Annotated in this window: 14 protein-coding genes and 1 rRNA gene; 3 read left to right on the top strand and 12 right to left on the bottom strand. The window is 55.2% G+C overall.

Going from position 1 to position 16,249, the window contains the following annotated elements:
* Positions 1–89 (top strand): 5S ribosomal RNA (gene rrf / locus JOE09_RS16350); the annotation flags it as partial.
* 373 nt (positions 90–462) lie between these two features.
* Positions 463–1,755: an MFS transporter gene (locus tag JOE09_RS16345; protein WP_205066494.1), complete on the top strand. Its 1,293-nt coding sequence runs from the start codon at positions 463–465 to the stop codon at positions 1,753–1,755.
* Here the strand turns inward: JOE09_RS16345 and JOE09_RS16340 are convergent, their stop codons facing one another.
* The 5 genes from JOE09_RS16340 to trxC form a co-directional block, all read right to left on the bottom strand.
* Entirely contained in the window at positions 1,756–2,076 is a 321-nt protein-coding gene (locus JOE09_RS16340) for a YfiM family lipoprotein (protein ID WP_205066493.1), read from the bottom strand.
* A gap of 56 nt (positions 2,077–2,132) precedes the next feature.
* A complete protein-coding gene (gene pssA, locus JOE09_RS16335) occupies positions 2,133–3,488 on the bottom strand; it encodes a CDP-diacylglycerol--serine O-phosphatidyltransferase (RefSeq protein WP_205066517.1) in 1,356 nt (451 codons plus the stop codon).
* A gap of 99 nt (positions 3,489–3,587) precedes the next feature.
* Positions 3,588–6,257 (bottom strand): bifunctional acetate--CoA ligase family protein/GNAT family N-acetyltransferase, encoded by a 2,670-nt coding sequence (locus tag JOE09_RS16330; protein WP_205066492.1) that lies wholly within the window; start codon positions 6,255–6,257, stop codon positions 3,588–3,590.
* Positions 6,258–6,348: 91 nt separating this feature from the next.
* Positions 6,349–7,077, bottom strand: a complete 729-nt coding sequence (locus tag JOE09_RS16325; protein WP_205066491.1) for a tRNA-uridine aminocarboxypropyltransferase — start codon at positions 7,075–7,077, stop codon at positions 6,349–6,351.
* A 134-nt stretch (positions 7,078–7,211) separates the two neighbouring features.
* A complete protein-coding gene (gene trxC / locus JOE09_RS16320) occupies positions 7,212–7,631 on the bottom strand; it encodes a thioredoxin TrxC (RefSeq protein WP_105593345.1) in 420 nt (139 codons plus the stop codon).
* Positions 7,632–7,897: 266 nt separating this feature from the next.
* On the opposite strand from trxC, the gene JOE09_RS16315 reads away from it, so the two are divergent.
* A complete protein-coding gene (locus JOE09_RS16315) occupies positions 7,898–8,938 on the top strand; it encodes a tRNA/rRNA methyltransferase (RefSeq protein ID WP_205066490.1) in 1,041 nt (346 codons plus the stop codon).
* Between the two features lie 75 nt (positions 8,939–9,013).
* On the opposite strand, the gene emrB is transcribed toward JOE09_RS16315, so the two are convergent.
* The 7 genes from emrB to proX all read right to left on the bottom strand — a co-directional run bounded on the left by emrB (position 9,014) and on the right by proX (position 16,192).
* Positions 9,014–10,552 (bottom strand): multidrug efflux MFS transporter permease subunit EmrB, encoded by a 1,539-nt coding sequence (gene emrB / locus JOE09_RS16310; RefSeq protein ID WP_205066489.1) that lies wholly within the window; start codon positions 10,550–10,552, stop codon positions 9,014–9,016.
* A 14-nt stretch (positions 10,553–10,566) separates the two neighbouring features.
* Positions 10,567–11,739: a multidrug efflux MFS transporter periplasmic adaptor subunit EmrA gene (emrA, locus tag JOE09_RS16305; protein ID WP_105593346.1), complete on the bottom strand. Its 1,173-nt coding sequence runs from the start codon at positions 11,737–11,739 to the stop codon at positions 10,567–10,569.
* A 168-nt stretch (positions 11,740–11,907) separates the two neighbouring features.
* A complete protein-coding gene (gene mprA / locus JOE09_RS16300) occupies positions 11,908–12,438 on the bottom strand; it encodes a transcriptional repressor MprA (RefSeq protein ID WP_105593133.1) in 531 nt (176 codons plus the stop codon).
* Positions 12,439–12,520: 82 nt separating this feature from the next.
* Positions 12,521–12,868 carry an L-valine transporter subunit YgaH gene (ygaH, locus tag JOE09_RS16295; RefSeq protein WP_205066488.1) on the bottom strand — a complete coding sequence of 116 codons (348 nt, stop codon included), beginning with the start codon at positions 12,866–12,868 and terminating at the stop codon, positions 12,521–12,523.
* Complete coding sequence (locus JOE09_RS16290) at positions 12,865–13,608, bottom strand: AzlC family ABC transporter permease (RefSeq protein WP_205066487.1); 744 nt, start codon at positions 13,606–13,608, stop codon at positions 12,865–12,867. Before JOE09_RS16290 ends, ygaH begins: the two co-directional genes overlap by 4 nt.
* Before the next feature lie 139 nt (positions 13,609–13,747).
* Positions 13,748–14,932 carry an MFS transporter gene (locus JOE09_RS16285; protein WP_105593136.1) on the bottom strand — a complete coding sequence of 395 codons (1,185 nt, stop codon included), beginning with the start codon at positions 14,930–14,932 and terminating at the stop codon, positions 13,748–13,750.
* Between the two features lie 264 nt (positions 14,933–15,196).
* On the bottom strand, positions 15,197–16,192 hold the full coding sequence (gene proX / locus JOE09_RS16280; RefSeq protein ID WP_200545668.1) for a glycine betaine/L-proline ABC transporter substrate-binding protein ProX: 996 nt from the start codon (positions 16,190–16,192) through the stop codon (positions 15,197–15,199).
* Between the last annotated feature and the right edge of the window lie 57 nt (positions 16,193–16,249).

Raw genomic sequence — 16,249 nt, 5'->3', positions numbered from 1 at the left:
CCTGACCCCATGCCGAACTCAGAAGTGAAACGCCGTAGCGCCGATGGTAGTGTGGGGCCTCCCCATGCGAGAGTAGGGAACTGCCAGGCATCAAACAAAGCAGAAGGCCATCCGAAAGGATGGCCTTTTTGCGTTTAGCATTATCAATATTCCTCTGACGAAATCCCCACGGTACAGATAGCCATTTTTTACTATCCGTGTACCTGCCTTCTGCCAGTTCCTAACAACGTTAACCACTCCGAATAAGACATTGTTAGCCAACCGTTTCACCACTCATAACAGTAAAAATCGCTAAATCCACTGTATTAGATGTCCGAATAATTTCCTCAGGTTATGCCATAATCGAACTGCGTATAAAAGGCTGTATGCCATATAAATCATAATGTTATAAACACATCATCATCACTACCAACAGCTTTCTTTGGCACTAAAGTTGGCGAGGAAAACTTACGAGGATTTTACATGGACTCAATTACCGAAAAGCAGCAGGGAGACACGCTGACTGCACGGCAACGAATCTGGGCAATAGTGGGAGCATCGTCCGGCAACCTGGTTGAATGGTTTGATTTTTACGTTTACTCATTCTGCTCGCTCTATTTTGCCCATATCTTCTTTCCTTCGGGCAATCCAACTACCCAGCTGTTACAGACTGCCGGTATTTTTGCCGCTGGATTCCTGATGCGGCCGATCGGCGGTTGGCTGTTTGGTTACATTGGTGACAAGCACGGGCGTAAGACTTCTATGCTGATTTCCGTCTGCATGATGTGCTTTGGTTCGCTGGTTATCGCCTGTTTGCCGGGCTACGATACCATTGGCGTCTGGGCTCCTGCGCTGCTACTGCTGGCGCGTCTGTTCCAGGGGTTATCAGTAGGGGGAGAATATGGTACCAGTGCGACCTATATGAGTGAGGTCGCGGCAGAAGGGCGTAAGGGTTTTTACGCTTCGTTTCAGTATGTTACGCTGATCGGTGGTCAGCTAATGGCACTTCTGACGGTGGTCGTGCTCCAGCAAATTCTTTCCGATCAGGAAATGCGCAGCTGGGGATGGCGTATCCCGTTTGCACTGGGCGCGGCACTGGCCATCGTGGCACTTTATCTGCGTCGTTCACTCAATGAAACCTCAGACAGCGCCTCACGCGAGAGCAAAGATGCCGGATCGCTGAAGGGATTATGGAAGCATCGCCGTGCGTTCATTATGGTACTGGGTTTTACCGCAGGTGGTTCACTCAGCTTTTATACCTTCACCACCTATATGCAAAAATATCTGGTCAACACCTCGGGGATGGACCATAAAACGGCCAGCGGTCTGATGACCGCCGCGCTGTTTGTGTTTATGCTGCTGCAGCCTGCTATCGGCGGCTTATCGGATAAAATTGGTCGCCGGAGCTCTATGCTGATCTTTGGCGGGCTGGCTGCCGTATGTACGGTGCCAATTTTGACTCTGTTGCAGAGCGTACATAATCCAATTATTGCATTTGCTTTGGTGATGTTGGCGCTGGTGATAACCAGTTTTTACACCTCCATTAGCGGTATCCTGAAAGCCGAGATGTTTCCACCAGAAGTCAGGGCGCTGGGGGTCGGGTTGTCCTATGCGGTAGCCAATGCGTTGTTCGGGGGATCTGCGGAATACGTCGCCCTGTCGCTGAAGGCGGTGGGCAGTGAAACCACCTTCTTCTGGTATGTCTCCCTGATGGGTGCTGTGACTTTCCTGGTATCACTGATGCTACATAAGCGGGGAAGAGGTCTTAAGCTTTAACTAGTGGCCGATATTCCATAACGTATAGCCGGTGGCAGCACCGGCTACATCCCAGGCAAAATCCTTCCAGCTCCATCCGGTTCCCCCTTCCCGACTGTCGTACAGCTCTTTCGCGGCTCCAAGGGAGATGGCAAACGTCAGGCCAAAACTGGCACTACGACCTTCGCTCCAGTTTTGTCGTTCACCGTAGGCATTTCCCGCTGCCGCCAGAAAGGCGGAAGAGATAAAATGCTGGGCTTTATCACGCCCGGTCCATTCATCCTGGGCCAGATGAGTGCAGCCGCTACAGCAAAGTAAAACCAGGGGCAAACATATGCGCATCGTTGACTCCGGTTAAAAAAAGCCCCGTAAAAACGGGGCTGTATAACAGGTCAAAACTACAGAATACGACTAATCAGTCGGTCAATACGAATGCGCCGCAGGCGACGGATCAGCTTGCGGACCTTAACCGGATAGTCGGCAATGCTCTCAAGATCGCGGAAGTGCTGAACGACCGTAGTATGCTGACGAATCAGACCCAGCTCACGATCGCGTTGTTCACTTAGTTGCTGAAGAGGATCGTGGATCAGGACCGCGTTTTCCAAATCGAGGCGCCAGGCGCGTGGATTCAAATTATTGCCGGTGACCATAATCCATTCTTCGTCCACCCACAGTCCCTTAAGGTGATAGCTGTTCTCACCGTCTTTCCATAAACGCACCGTAAGCTGCCCGACATCAATGTAATACTGCAGGCGGCTTAAGAAACGGCGCAGGTTGATTTCATACAGGTAAGGAAGCGCACCGATGATTTTAAACGGCTGATCTTCAGGGATATAAAAATCATTCGCCGTCTTATCGCCAATGATAATCTCAACCTCTTTACCCCGGCGCAGCAGCCAGATGATATTCCTCACCAGAATTGCAGGCAGATTGAAATAGGGGGTACAGATTGTCAGCTTACGTTCGGCGCAGGGCATCAGATGATAGATGGTTTTATTCAGCAGACTGCGCTTGCCCAATCCGACCAACGGCGTGACCGCCAGTTGCTCATTATTGGCATTGCCGGTGAACTGATAGTCAAATCCACGCAGATCCTGGCGGAACTGGCGTGTTTCATTTTTGATTTCCGGGCTTTTAGGGCGCTGATGGCGATCGAGGCGATGAACCGCTTCGGCCTGGATCAGATTTTTATCGATCCACTTGAACATCGTATCGGCCAGCTCGCGGTTGGTAATGAGCTGATAGCGGTCATAGCGGTATCGGTCACGCTGATGCAGATAGACATCGTTGAAGCTGGCACCGGTATACAGCACCGTATCATCGATAATCGAACCTTTCAGGTGCAGCACGCCCAGCGCTTCACGGGTATTGACTGGAATACCGTAAACCGGGATCGCGATATCCTCGTTCTGGCTGGCCATTTCACAGTACCAGTCGGCGTTCGTTGCCGAGGCTGCCGCGCCAATTCGACCGCGCTGAGCACGGTGCCAGTCAACCAGTACGCAGATATCCAGCGTGGGGCGCAGGCGTTTAGCCGCGTAAAGCGCTGAGAGAATCGCCTGGCCGCCTTCATCATTTTCCAGATAGAGGGCCACGATGCAGATACGCCGTGTCGCCGTGGCAATTTTTTCCAGCAGCGTTTTGCGAAAATCCGCAGGCGAATACAGCGTCGTGAAATCAGCAACTGACTGAGACAGTTTAGGCAGTTGCGCAAGGTGCTGTTGGTGTTTATTGCGTTTAAAATTTGACAACATCACAGTGCGTTTCTTCTCTGTTCATAGAATGGCCTTTATCCGTAAAATCATGACCCTAACCGAGAATAATACCATTAGTTTGTACGAAAGGCGTTAGATTTACTTTTCATTGCCACCTTCCTGTTCGCCCAGCGACAGCGACAAACCAACAATATCGTCTTCCAACTGCACGTCGACGACAAACCCCAGTTTGCGTGCCAGTGCCAGCATGCCCTGATTACGCGGCATCGTAATACCATTTAACTGCTGCAGGCCGTGATCGCGGGTGTAAACAATCATTTTCTCCAGCAGGCGTCGGCCAAGCCCAAGGCCTTTCAGATCGGAGCGCACCAGTACGGAAAACTCCGCATCGATATTGTCCGCATCTGAAATTGCGCGGGTTACACCGATAATCTCATCCAGTCCATTATGCTGACGGATGGCAACAATCGCCATTTCCCGATCGTAGTCGATTTGCGTCATGTTAGCCAAATCATCATGGGTGAACTCATTGATCTCGCTGAAGTAGCGATAATAGAGATCTTCTTTGGTTACCTGAGCGATAAACTGCTGTAGCAGAGGTTCGTCCTCTGGAAGGATTGGCCTGAAGAGGCACTCTTGTCCATTCTTCAGGACGATTGTCTCTTCCAGCGCATGCGGATAGGGACGGATGGTCAGACGATCTTCCGCATCACCGTGAAACTCCGCCAACTGAAGCGTTACGTCCAGCAGGGTAAACTCGTTGCCTGTGGCCAGCAGGGGGTGAATATCCAGACGAACAATCTGCGGGCAGTCGACAATCAGGTCAGACACCTGAACCAGCACCTGGCTCAGGCCAACTATATCAAGCGGATGCAGCGCACTGCGTCCGCGGATCTTGCCGCTTTTAATCGCCTGAATCACCAGATAGCGCGCCAGCGTCATATTCAGCGGCGGCAGCGCCACCACCGCCTGGCGATCACCCTGCCAGGAGATACCGCCTTCACCCAGCATAATCACCGGACCGAACAGCGGGTCCTGTTCAACCACAATTCGCAATTCCTGCGCCCCGGCACGGTTCGCCATACTTTGCACCAGCAGGCCGTGAATGCGTGCCTGCGGCGAAGTCAGCCTGACGCGATCGATAATCGCCTCGGCTGCCTGCTGCACCTCGGTGGAAGTTCGTAGATACAGCATCACCCCCTGGACTTCGGACTTATGGCGGATATCCGGCGAGCGCAGCTTCAACGCAACCGGATAGCCAATCTGCGTGGCGATCTGTACCGCTTCGCTGCTATCGCCGGCAATCCAGGTCGGAAGCGTATTCAGCCCGTAGGACTGGAGAATTGGCTGTACTTCATGCGTATCCAGCGTGGTGGCACCATTTTCCAGCGCCTGCTGGATCAACTGATGAGCATCGCTGGTATTGGCGGTGAGGTTCGCGGGCAGAGCCGGGGTTTCACGCAGCTGCTTCTGGTTACGCCGGTACTCAACCATATGCATAAAGGCCGTCACCGTCCCTTCCGGTGTACGATAGGTGGGGATACCGGCATCGCTGAACAGCCTTCGGGCTTCCTGGGAAGAGTGTTCGCCACACCAGTTGGTCAGCAGCGTTATCTGCCTGCCGCGCGGATGCTGTTTCACCAGCTCAATCACCCGCTGAGCCGTTAGCGTCGGTGGCGCAACGGCGCTGGGCGCATGAATGATCAGCAGGGCATCAACGTCATGGCTGTCGAGCAACAGCGACAGCGCCTGCAGATAGCGCTCCGGCGTGGCGTCATCTTTTAAATCCAGCGGGTTACCCGGTGTAATCCCTTCCGGCAGCTGCTCACCGAGTTCAGTAAGTAAAGACTCACTCAGCGTTGCCAGTTTACCGTTGCGGTCGTACAGCTCGTCCAGCGCCAGCGCGGAGGGCGCGCCACCGTTGCTGACAATCATCAGCCGTTCGCCGCGCAGCGGGCGCATATGGCTAAGCGTTTCCACCGCGGAAAACAGTTCGTGAGTATCCTGCACGCGCAGCAGACCGGCGCGCTGAATGGCCGCATCCCAGGCGGCATCCATTCCGCCATGGGACTTCAGCAGCTGGTTGGCGTGAGGGCTGCGGCCACTTTTGATCACCAGAATCGGTTTATTACGTGATGCGCTGCGGGCGGCAGAAACAAAGCGGCGCGCATCGCTAAGATGCTCCAGATAGAGCAGAATCGCGCTGGTTTTGCCATCGCGCGCCAGGAAGTCGAGCAGATCGTCGGCATCGATATCCAGGCTGTCGCCCAGTGCGATAAACCAGGAGAAGCCAAGCTGGCGCTGCTGCGCCCAGTCGAGAATCGTATTTGACACTGCCGCCGACTGTGAGATAAAAGCCAGCTTGCCTTTAAGAATCGGCACCGGGGAGAAGCTGGCATTCAGCCCCTGCCACGGGGCCAGCAGCCCAAGGCTGTTCGGGCCAAGCAGGCGGATTTGCCAGCGGCTGGCGCAGGCTTCCAGCTCGGCCAACTGGCTGGCTGGCGCGGAGAGAATAATGCAGGCTTTGCAGCCGCGTTCGCCGAGCGCGGTCAGCAGCTCCAGATTACGCCGGGCGTGAGTGCAGATAATCGCGAGGTCCGGGGAAAGCGGCAGGCTGGCAATATCAGGCCAGGCCAGTACGCCGCAAACTGCCTGATATTTTGGCGTCACTGGCAGTATCGGTCCGCTGAACCCGCCCGCCAGCAGATTACGCATCATCAGATATCCGGCGCGTTCGGGCCGGGTGGAGGCTCCGATCACGGCGATCGATTTCGGTCGCAACAGTGCTTCTAAACCGCGTTGGCTCATCTCCGCTCCCTTCGAGAAATTATCCGCTACCCTGCAGTAACGTATTTTGATTCTACTCCGGGCGGCGAGAAGATGCTGCGCTGCGTATCAGTTAATTGATCGTGGGCAGAATTTGTGATTCTTCATCAACATTCTCAACGGAAGCCTGATGCAGCGGATGATGAGGTTTTCCAGCCAGATAACGCTGGCGGAACAGATCGAAATGGCGGAACAGCGCTTCACCTGCAGCGGTATCTCCGGCCTGTAACAGCAGTTCTGCGGCGACTTCAGCGGTACAGTGCTGGCCCTCGCCGTGCGACTCGCGTAACAGATAGTTTGAAGGACGGGTCAGCGTTAGCGACATCACCGGCAGGTCATCGAGCCACGGACTTTTGCGAAACATTTTCCGCGCTTCAGTCCAGGTGCCGTCCAGCATAATAAACAGCGGCGGCTTGCCGCTTAGCGGCGGAGTATTCAGCACCGGACGACCGGCATCGGCGTAGGACTGTGGGAAAACCACCATTGGCTGGAAGTCGGGATTCTGAACAGCCCGGAGCAGGTCGGGATCGGGCTCCGTGCGTGACCAGCCAAACGCCTCGGTATCCGGCAGGATATCGGCAATCAGCCGCCCGGTGTTGCTGGGTTTCATTGGCTCGCTGTCGAACATCACCAGACAAAAGCGGCTGCGGGCCTGCTGCGGTTCGAGCGTGGCGCACAGGCAGTTCTTCTGCGGCAGCAGGCAGCGCTGGCAGCGTTTGATGCGGTTACCGCGGGCAAGGAACGGGCGGGTGGCGCGGGCAAGTCGCGCGGCGCGCAGGCGAAGGACGGCGTTATCGGTCATCAGAGATCATCAGCAAAAAACGCTATTCTAGCGGATTCTGGCCGGGCGTGCCCGGCCTTGATAACGCAGTAGGGCGAAGACCTAATTACTGGTCCTCAGCGCATCCTTTTTTCAAACAGGATATCGGCACTGGCCTAGATGTTTTCATCAAGCCACTGGTCGAACGGCGCTTTCGGCATTGCGCCGCTGAGCATATCTGCCATCTGGCCCTGCTTAAAGACCATAATGGTAGGAATGCTGCGGATGCGGAAGCGTGCGCTCAGCTGCTGTTCGGCCTCGGTATTCACTTTCAGGAAGCGGACTTTACCGCTGCGCTCTTTCGCTACGGTTTCATAAACCGGTGCGAAGTTCACGCACGGCCCGCACCAGGGAGCCCAGAAATCAATGACTACCGGCAGATCGTCCTGTAGATATTTATCCAGCGTATCGGCAGTGGCATTAATCACCTGGCCATCAAACAGCGGGTCACCGCAGCGACCGCATTTCGCACCATCGGTAATACGTTCTTCAGGAACGCGATTGGTTGCCTGGCAGGATACACAAACTGTATTCATCATTTACCTCGCAGATCGGCGAAAGGGTAAGCGTTCACTTACCTCATTGATCGTTATAGTCCTGTCATTATGCGGGGCGAGAATCCTGGCAACAAAGAGATTTGTTCAATGGATATAATAGGCAATGTCTCATACGCTTTAGGATGCAAAATGCACGGCTGCGCGGGTGATATTTGCCGAACGTCGGCTTTTATTGGAAGTTGATAGCTAACTGTTGCCACATCAGGTAATCTGCGCGCTTCGCGCTCAGCCCAGGTGGAGGAAAAATGAACGACGAATCGAAAGGTAAAAGCAGCAAGGTTAAAGTGATGTATGTCCGCAGTGATGATGAAGGCGGCGGCAGCAAGGGTGGATATAATCCTCGCACCGGTAAAGGCCCTCGTCAGGATGACGCGCGGCGTCCATCTCGTCATGCTGACAGTAAGCCACGCGGCGGGCGCGATCGCAGCGAAGGGCGTTCTGACTCTCCGTGGCGCACCGTTTCCCGTGCACCGAGTACCACGCCAGATGCGGATAAACCGGATCACGGCGGTATCAGCGGTAAAAGCTTTATTGATCCGGAACAGCTGCGCCGGCAGCGTATGGAAGAGACTCGCGTGTATGGCGAAAATGCCTGCCAGGCGCTGTTCCAGAGCCGTCCGGAGTGCATCGTACGCGCCTGGTTTGTGCAGAGCGTCACGCCACGCTTCCGTGATGCATTAAAGTGGATGGCGGCAAATCGTAAGGCTTATCACACCGTTGATGAAGCCGAGCTGCAAAAAGCGTCCGGTACTGAACACCACGGTGGCGTGTGCTTCCTGATCAAGAAGCGCGTTGGCACGCCGGTGAGCGAGTGGCTGGCTAAAGCCGATGAAAAAGATTGCGTGCTGGCGCTGGAAGGCATCGGTAACCCGCACAATCTTGGTGGCATCATGCGTAGCTGCGCGCACTTCGGTGCAAAAGGCGTGCTGGTGGACGACGCGGCGCTGCTGGAATCCGGTGCGGCAGTGCGAACCGCCGAAGGCGGCGCTGAGCATGTGCAGGCGATCACCGATGAGAGCTTTGCCGCGGGTCTGGATGCATTCCGCCGTGCAGGCTATACCATCGTTACCACATCCAGCCATAAAGGGACTTCCCTGTCGCAGGCAGAACTGCCGGCGAAAATGGTACTGGTTCTTGGTCAGGAGCGTGATGGTCTGTCAGACAGCACTTTCCAGCAGGGCGATCTGAGCGTATCGATCGGTGGAACGGGCAACGTGGAAAGTCTGAACGTTTCCGTAGCAACTGGTATTCTGCTTGCCGAATGGTGGCGCCAGAACAAGGCGTGATGCCATAAAAAAGGCGGATAGTCTTATCCGCCCTTGAAATATCGCTGAAGGCGGCCGGTTTACCGGCCGCCTTTTTTAATGCGCACCGCCGCCGCCGCCTCCGGCACCAAACGGAGGGCGGGCAAACCACACCAGCACTAGCAGGATCAGGAACACGCCCGCCGAGGCCCAGAAGATCTCATTGGCGGAGATAATCAGTCCCTGGTTAGTGATCTGCTGCGCCAGATACGCCGAAGCCTGATCGTGGCTCATCCCTAGCTGCTCCAGCTTGCTGTACATCTCCTGAGTATTGGCGCTGTAGGGCGTCACGGACTCGGTAAGATGGGCATGGTGCAGCGATTCCCTGTCGGTCCACATGGTCGTGGTGATCGATGTACCAATCGAACCGGCCAGCGTACGGGTAAAGTTAGACAGGCTCGATGCCGCCGCCAGCCGTTCCGGCGGCAGGCCGGATAAGGTTATCGTGGTGAGCGGCATAAAGAAGCAGGCCACGGCGAAGCCCTGAATAAACTGCGGCCACGCCGATGCGGCAAAATCCATCCCCGGCTCGAAAGTGTACGCACGCCAGTAGAAGCATATCGCGTAAACAATAAAGCTGAAGGTCACCAGCCGTCGCATATCCAGCTTATGGGCGAAGCGGCCGATAATCGGCGACAGAATCACCGGGATGATCCCAACCGGGGCCGACGCCAGCCCTGCCCAGGTGGCGGTATAGCCATACACCTCCTGCAACAGCTGCGGTAGCAGGACGATAGAGCCAAAGTAGAGCATATAGGCGAGGCTGATCGACAGACAGCCAATGGTGAAATTGCGCGACTTAAAGAGCGACAAATCCACTATCGGGTGATCGTCGGTCAGTTCCCAGACCAGCAGCACCACGATCGCGACCACGGCGACCACCGTTAGCGTTATGATCTCCGGTGAACTGAACCAGTCCAGTTCCTTACCGCGGTCCAGCATCACCTGCAGACAGCCGACGCCGACAACCAGCAGCACCAGACCGACAGTATCAATCGGCCGGATCACCGTTGGCGTCTCGCGGTTGCGCAGCGTTTGCAGCGTCAGAACCACTACCGCAACGCCAATCGGCACGTTGATAAAGAAGATCCAGCCCCAGTGGTAGTTATCGCTGATCCAGCCGCCCAGAATCGGGCCGCAGATCGGCGCGACGATCACCGTCATCGCCCACAGCGACAGTGCAATACTGCGCTTCGCCGGAGGGTAGTTGCTGAGCAGCAGGCTCTGCGATAGCGGAATGAGCGGACCGGCCACGATCCCCTGAATCACGCGGAAGAAGATCAGCATGCTCAGGCTTTCCGACATGCCGCACAGCCACGAGGCGACGGCAAACGCCACCGTTGACCACAGGAACAGTTTCACTTCACCGATGCGCTTTGCCAGCCAGCCGGTAATCGGGATCGAAATCGCGTTCGCCACGCCAAACGAGGTGATAACCCACGTTCCCTGGGAGTTTGATGCCCCCAGGTTACCGGCAATCGTTGGAATGGCCACGTTTGCAATGGTGGAGTCCAGAACCTGCATAAACGTAGCCAGCGACAGCGCAATGGTCATCAGGACCAGTGGCGCGCCCTCAAGCGGTTTTTGTGCCATCACAGCCTCCCGCTGGCTTAGTTAGCATTCGCGCGGATGATATCGGCAATCAGGGCGTTAGCCGGGGCCAGATCCAGCGCCAGCGCATCACTTTCGTAAGCAGGTTTACTGCGCACGCTGGTGGCCAGAACCGCGCCGTCACGATTGCTGGTATCAATTTTCACCAGTGTTGACAGACCGATACGCAGCGGATGTTTTGCCACTTCCTGCGCATCCAGTTCAATACGCACCGGCAGGCGCTGAACCACTTTGATCCAGTTACCGGTGGCATTCTGCGCTGGCAGCAGTGAGAACACGCTGCCGGTGCCCATATCCAGGCCGACGACCTTACCGTGATAGACCACGTCATCACCGTAGATATCGCTCACCACGGTAGCTGACTGGCCAATACGTACGCCTTCCAGCTGGGTTTCTTTAAAGTTAGCATCCACCCACAGATTATCAGCAGGGACCACGGCCAGCAGCGGTGTAGAACTGGTGATCTGAGAACCCACCTGTACGCTGCGGCGTGAAACATAACCGTTAATCGGGCTGATTACGGTGGTACGCTGCAGGGCCAGCCAGGCATCGCGCAATTCTGCTGCACTCTGCTTAACGGCCGGCTGATTTTCCAGTGAGGTATCCAGAATCATCGCCTGATTGGCATTGTACTGCTGGGTTGCCACGTCAAGCTGAGCCTGAGCAGTAGCCACGGCATCACGAGCGTGTTGCAGGTCTTCACGACCAATCAGATTGGCGGCACCCAGCGGTTCGCGGCGCTTTAAATCCGCCTGCGCCTGCACCAGCGCGGTTTTTTGCAGCGCAATGGTGGCCTGATACTGCTTACCGTTGATAATGAGCTGATGGGTTTGCCGCACGCTGGTTGCGAGTGCCGTTTGCGCTTTTTCAAACGCCTGCTCGGCATCGGTACGATCCAGAGTGATCAGCACGTCGCCTTTTTTCACATAATCGGTGTCATCAAACCACACTTTATTGACGCTGCCTGAAACCTGCGCCATAACCTGGGTCTGGTTACCGGCAACGTAGGCGTCGTCCGTTTCCTGATAATGACGTAATACCAGGAACCAGTAAGTCAGATAGGCTACCCCGATAATAACGAACAGCACAGCCAGAAAAATCAGCGCGCCTTTACGCGTCTTTTTTTTATTTTTCGGCTGCTGCGGGTCCTGCGTGACCGCGTTTGCACTCATGTTTTTCTCCACGTTCTCTTGCCATTCAGGTTCGCCGGACATCCTGTCAGCAACAGCCTGAGTCTAAAATGCCAGCGGGATTAGCGCTGGCATGAGTTTATTTTTGGATGCTTAAAGTAACGATTCCCTGATGCGGGTGTGTCGCACAATATGCTATTAGTGGTTCAATTAACGAGAAAGTGAGGCGATAACCTGTTCTTCATCCATTTTATCAAGGCGATTTAATAATTTACGGATAATGCCTTCCAGCTGAGATTTTTCGGAATCATTCAGCGATGACCACAGAAGCTGCAGACTCTGATGCTGAGGTGGCAGCAGCTGACGCAGGAAATCATTGCCCTTTGGCGTAAGATGCAGGTGCAGACAGCGGCGATCGTTATCGCTCTCACGGCGCTCAATCCATCCACGTTTTTCCAGTTCGTCGGCGATACGGGTCGCGTTTGTGCGGGAAGACCCGAGAGCTGAACTCAGCTCGGAAGGTTGAATGCTGTGATCTTCCTGCGCATCCAGCGTGATCAACGCCATGAACAGCGTCTCGTTAATTCCCTGTGCCTTCAGCATCTTGTTGCGGTTTTCCAGTAGTTTGCTCTGCATATGCATACACAAACGGGTCAGCATGATCTCCTGTAGCGGGAAATCTTTCTGACGGTTCGCTCGAAAATTAAGCATCTGTTCAATGGGAGAAAACGAACTTTCCATTATAAAGGGACCTCATTAATTGAAACTGGTGTCGTAACGATGATGGCATTTGAGAAAGATCGCTTTCCCGGTTGGTGGCTGTTCACAAAGCCGCACTCATCATCAGTAATTTCCAGGTCACTCCATAACCCAGGGCGCTGAGCAGCGTTGATAAAACAATGCTGCGCGAAAAATAGAACGTCATACACAGCACGGCGAAACCGAGCAGCGTAGGAATTAATCGGTCAGGATGCCGCAAGATATCGGGCAGGCTGGAGACAATCAGCAGGGCGCAGATAGAGGCAATGCCGATGCTGTCTAACAGCAGACCGGCCATGCCACGCTTGATGCTGGTGGCCTTGTTCCTGCCGTGCAGGCGCAGAGGCAGATAGCGAAACAGGAAGTTCACCAGGCCTACCAGCACACCGAGTATAAGAATTTGTGAGCTCACGGGCGCTCCCTGCTGCCCGGTGGCGGTAGCAGTCCTGCCAGGCAGCCGGCAACAATGCCGCTGAGAATGGCAACTGGAATAGAGAACAGCATCATGCCGGCCAGCGCGCCCGCCAGCGCGGCGATAACGGTAAAGCTCTGTCGGCGCTGGAACGAGGCCAGCAAAAAGCTGAGGAACAGCGCGGGTAGCATAAAGGTCAGCGCGCCTTCAACGGCGGGGTAATCATCTAAAAGGCCGTTACCGGACCACGCCCCTGCAACCGTGCCGGCAACCCAGGAAAGCCAGGAGCAGAAGGCAATACCCAGCATCCAGTTTTCGCTCCAGCCACGGTTGTCTCGGTAGAGTTTTGCGGTCGCTGCGGCGAAGACTTCATCAGTCAGGCCAAATGCCCAAAAAGGTGTTTTACGTGGGTTAAGTTTTTGGGTGATGCGCTGGCGCAGGGAAGGACCGTAAAGAATGTGTCGCACATCCATCGCCATCACGGTTAGTGCTGCGATCCACAGGGAGGCCCCGGCGCTGAGCAGTGCGGTAATCACAAACTGGCTGGCTCCGGCATAGATAATGCAGGAAAAAAATATCGCTTCTAACGGCGTAAAGCCCAGCTTTGTTGCATTCAGTCCAAACGCAAATGCAACCGGCACGTAGCCAATAACGATTGGCAGACTGTCGATAACACCTTCGCGCCAGCTGGAAGGTGGGAAATCTGTATTTTCCGAAAGATAATTTTGTTCAGCTGTCATAGCCCGTATCGCTTGTGTTGCTGAATAATTGCATGTGAAAAAATAACCAGCTTGAATAAATCGCGTCTAACATTACCAGAGTGTGAAATCTGTTAACAGGCCGTCATACTTGAAAAAACTTCATTTTTGACTCAAAAAATCAGCCTGAAGCAGACTCATGCTTAGAGTTTCGCCACCAGTTGAATAGATTAACGACGGTTAACAGAGCGCCACAAACGCAGACGCCATACCAGCCTGCCATCTGATAGGCCGATGCGGAAAGCAGTGAGCCCGCAGCACCACCAATAAAGTAGCAGGTCATGTAACCTGAGGTCAGGCGGTTGCGCGCTTCCGGCATATGGCGATAGATCACGCTCTGGTTGGTGATATGCACACCCTGAACGGCCAGATCGAGCAGCAAAATGCCAATAACCAGTGCGATAAGTGAGTGAGCGCCAACTGCTGTGATTCCCCACGACAGCAGCAGAAGTATCAGCCCTACGCTGGTGGTCAGCCGGGCTTTACCTTTATCGGCCAGCGCACCGGCCTGGCGTGCTGCCAGTGCCCCCGCTGCACCGACCAGTCCTAACAGACCGATTTCTCCCTCAGAGTAGCCCCATTCGGGCGAAGAGAGCAGAAACGCCATTGAGGTCCAGAGTACGCTGAAGTTAGCAAAAATCAGGCAACCGGTGATGGCCCGGGTGCGCAGAATGGGGTGCTGAGCAAACAGTGAGAAAATCGAACCCAGCAGCTGGCCGTAGTTCAGCGAAACCGATTGCTTATAGCGCGGCAGATAGCGCCACAGGGCCAGAGACATACAGACCATCAGCACGCTGGCCACCCAGTACACGGTACGCCAGCCGCCCAGCTGTGCCAGCCCGCCCGCAACGGTCCGCGCCAGCAGTATCCCCAGCAGCAGCCCGCTCATCACCGTGCCAACAACCCGGCCGCGTTTTTCCGGTGCAGCCAGCGTAGCGGCCAGAGGAACAAGGATTTGCGCCACCACGGAAAACAGTCCGGTGAGAACGGTTCCCAGCAGCATCAGCGGCAGCGTGGGGGAGAGCGCGGTAATGACCATCCCGCCTGCCGCCAGCAGACTCATCGTGACAATTAAACCACGCCGCTCAAGCATGTCGCCCAGCGGCACCAGCAGCAGCAGCCCGGCGGCGTAGCCAAGCTGAGCGGTGGTGACGATAAAACCGGCCTGATGGAAAGAGAGATCGAACGCCTGGGCAATGGTTGCCAGCAGCGGCTGAACATAATAATTACAGGCAACGGACAAACCGGTGGCGACAGACATCAGCGCAACCAGCGCCGGATTCAGTCCGGTATGGGGGGATTTCATAGCAGCCAGAACAGGGGTAAGAAATATCTCATAGGCTAATAGTAACCTAAAAAACTATTTCACTCACAGAATAATTAACAGGACAAACCAGTTCGCCCGGAGCTTTCCACGCGGTGAATACTGCCCTCAATGCGGACTTTTACAGCCTGGGAGGAGTGCGAGATCGGGGGGGATGGCGCGATCGAAATAAAAGGGCCGTTCGTCGAAGACGAGCGGCCCTTGAAAACGGATTGTCGGAATTATTGCTCTGCGGCTACTGCGCCTTTATTTCGCCGCGGCCAGTGCGTCTTTCACCCAGCCATCGAACAGCGCCTGGTGCGCCTTGATCCAGCCATCTACGTGGGCGTTGATATCGGCTTCTGAAGCCTGGCCGCTGTGCATGCGCGCGTTCTGCGCATTGATATCCGCAATCGGCAGCTTCATTTCCGAGAACAGTTTCGCCGCGGCAGGGTTTTTCTCCGCCCAGGCTTTGTTAGCAACAATGTGCATGGTGTTCACCGGGAAGCCATAGTTCGCGCCGTTAGGCAGCTTGGTATCCACATCTTTCTGCTCGCCCGGCATGGAGGAGAACGGAACCTGTAGCCACACCACATCACGGCCAGGAATCAGCACGTCGCTGACCCAGTACGGCGTCCAGGTGTAATACAGGATCGGTTTACCTTCCTTAAAGCGGGTAATGGTATCGGCGATCATTGCCGAGTAGTTGCCCTGATTATGCTCAACGCTGTTGCTGAGATCGAAGGCTTTAATCTGGTGGTTAATCACCGCTTCACAGCCCCAGCCAGGCGTACAGCCGGTCAGATCCGCTTTGCCGTCGCCGTTGGTATCAAACAGCTTCGCCAGCTTCGGGTCTTTCAGCTGATCGATGCGGGTAATGTGGTATTTCTCGGCGGTTTTCTTGTCGATCAGATAGCCCTGAGCAGCGCCCTGGACGTAAGTACCTTCACGGTAGAATTTTGCGTCGCCGCCCGCGGCTTTGTACATATCGTCGTGCAGCGGCTGCCAGTTAACGGCGGTGAAGGTGGCATCGCCGGAGGCAATCGAGGTGTAACCCACGTTGTAATCCACCTCGCTGGTGCTGTCTACGGTGTAGCCCAGTTTTTCCAGCGCGCGGCTGACCAGCTGCGTCTGGAAGCTCTCTTCACTGATGGTGCTTTGAACCGGCTTAACGGTAATACCTTTACCCGGCAGATCGGCGGCGGAAACCTGAGCGGCGGCCAGCGTAGTTAACGCGGCGGCCAGCAGTGCGGTCTTGCGCATAGTAACTCCTGGTTGTCATTAATTGTGGGGAGGTGAGCGGCGGCACGATTTCATGCC

The sequence above is a fragment of the Pantoea coffeiphila genome (assembly GCF_016909495.1).
GTDB classification, from domain to species: domain Bacteria; phylum Pseudomonadota; class Gammaproteobacteria; order Enterobacterales; family Enterobacteriaceae; genus Erwinia; species Erwinia coffeiphila.
The sequence above is the reverse complement of the archived record's forward strand: the minus strand, read 5'-3'. Positions and strand labels throughout refer to the sequence as shown.